Annotated in this window: 2 protein-coding genes; one reads left to right on the forward strand and one right to left on the reverse strand. The window is 70.9% G+C overall.

The genetic code is table 11. The annotated features are described in order from the left end of the window. The first annotated feature begins 356 nt into the window (after positions 1–356). Entirely contained in the window at positions 357–521 is a 165-nt protein-coding gene (locus tag GT354_RS52645) for a hypothetical protein (RefSeq protein WP_202512056.1), read from the forward strand. A gap of 147 nt (positions 522–668) precedes the next feature. On the opposite strand, the gene GT354_RS19455 is transcribed toward GT354_RS52645, so the two are convergent. Further along, complete coding sequence (locus tag GT354_RS19455; protein ID WP_161357573.1) at positions 669–1919, reverse strand: amidohydrolase family protein; 1251 nt, start codon at positions 1917–1919, stop codon at positions 669–671. Positions 1920–2079 lie beyond the last annotated feature (160 nt).

Consider the following 2079-nt stretch of genomic DNA (forward strand, 5'->3'; position numbering starts at 1 on the left):
GCGTCGGCGTCGGCGTCGGCGTCGGCGTCGGCGACGGGGGCGGGGACGACGGAACGGAACGGAACGGTCGGGATGGGGCGGGCCGGGAGGAGGCCGGGCGGTGTGGGACCGGCGTCCGTCGTGAGGCGGGCCGGTACGGGGGACCGGCCTGCCCTGCGACGGGCGAGCGGCTCGACGCGCGACGGGGGACCGGCTGGACGCGCGACGCGTCTCGGCGTGACCCGAACGGTCCAGTCGGCGTGGTGAACGACGTGCGCCGTTCGGGTCGATCCGGGTTCGGGCACGCGGTCGGCCGGGCAAGCGCCATTGACCCGGCCGCTCTCGCGGATCGGCACGTCCGATCGTAAGGAGCCCGCATGGCCTTCTTCTGGTTCATCATCCTGATCGCCGTGGTGTTCGGCTTCCTCGGTGTTCTTCTGAAGGGGCTGCTGTGGCTCCTGATCATCGGGATCGTGCTGTTCCTGGTGGCTCTCGTCGGGATCGGCATCCGGATCGGCCGCCCGAAACAGAGGCGGCGTTAGCGACGAGGGCGACTGCGTGCCGGCGGGGCCGGGGCGGGGGCGCGGGTGGCGTGTTCTGCGCCTCCAGTTCCGCGTTTCGCGTCCTGTGTTTCCCCTCCCGTGTCCCGTGTCCCGCGCGTCCTGCGTCCCGCGTTTCGTCGGGGAGGGTCAGGTGGCGGGTGGCAGCGTGCCGGCGACGACCTCGCCGCCCTTGAGGACCGCGAGCGGCGGTCGGTCGGCCAGCACGCCGATGTCGACGGAGGGATCGCCGTCGAGGATCAGTACGTCGGCCAGTCGGCCGGCCGCGATCGTGCCCAAGTCCTCGCCACGGCGGGCCAGTTCGGCTCCGTTGCGGGTGGCCCAGCGAATCACGTCGAGCGGGGAGACGCCGGCGTGTTCGGTGTACAGGCGTAGTTCCCGGCCGTACAGGCCGTGCGGGAAGCCGATCGCGCCGTAGTCGTCGCCCAGGACGAACTTCACGCCGGCCGCCTGCGCCTTGGGGATCGCCGCGTACATGTGGTTCAGGTCCGCCTGGATCGCGTCGGCGGCGAAGCCGAGTCCCGAGCCCATGAAGCCCAGGAAATGCTTGGGGAAGTGCAGCGACGGGACCACGAACGCGCCGGTCTCGACCAGCGCGGCGATCACCTCGTCGTCCATCTCGTCGCAGTGGTCGACGATGTCGATGCCCAGGTCGAGGGCCATCATGATCGCGGGCTTGTTGACCAGGTGGGCGCGGATCAACACACCGCGCTGGTGGGCGGCCTCGATCGCGGCGGCCAGTTCGTCGCGGGTCATCTCGATCCGGTCCTTGGGCGCCGTGGTGCCGTGGCCGCCGGTGACGAACAGCTTGATCACGTCCGCGCCGCGCTTGATCTCCTCGCGCACGCCCAACCGAAAACTCTCCGGGCCGTCGCACAGCCGGACCGCGCCGGACGCCCGCATGCCCCAGTGCCACGGCACGCCGTCGTTGGAGTGCCCCGTGGTGGACAGTTCACGGGACGAGGCCCAAAACCGCGGCCCGCGGATCAGACCGTCCTCGATCGCGCGCTTGACGCCGCCCTCGACGTCGTTGGAACCGCCGGCGCCGACCACGCCCGTGTAGCCGAGTTCGAGCGCGGTGCGCAGGTTCTTTGCCGCGATCAGGGCCTGGTAGGACGGCGGATACTCGTTGCCGTACGGGGTGTTCGGTTTCGAACCGAGTTCGTGGTAGGTCGAGTGGAAGTGGCACGTGAACATGCCGGGCATCACGGTACGGCCGGCCAGGTCGACCCGGATGTCGCCGTCGGCGGGCGCGGGCCCGCCGGGGCGATCGGGCTCGACGGCGGTGATGCGGTCGCCCTCGATCACGACCGTTCGGCCGGCGACGGCGGCGTTGGTTCCGTCGAGTACGGTCGCGTCGGTCAGTACGAGACGAGTCACGGCTGCCCTCTCTTCTTCCGATCCGCCTCGGACCTGACAGGGCGTCAGGCGTGAGGTGTGCCATCTATGGCAGATCCGCCGACAGGAGACAAGGCCGTCGGGCGACTGCGGGCAGCGGTTGCGGCTCGCCGTGCTTGCCGGGGTGGCCGGCCCGGCACGT

The sequence above is a fragment of the Streptomyces sp. SID3343 genome (assembly GCF_009865215.1).
GTDB lineage: Bacteria > Actinomycetota > Actinomycetes > Streptomycetales > Streptomycetaceae > Embleya.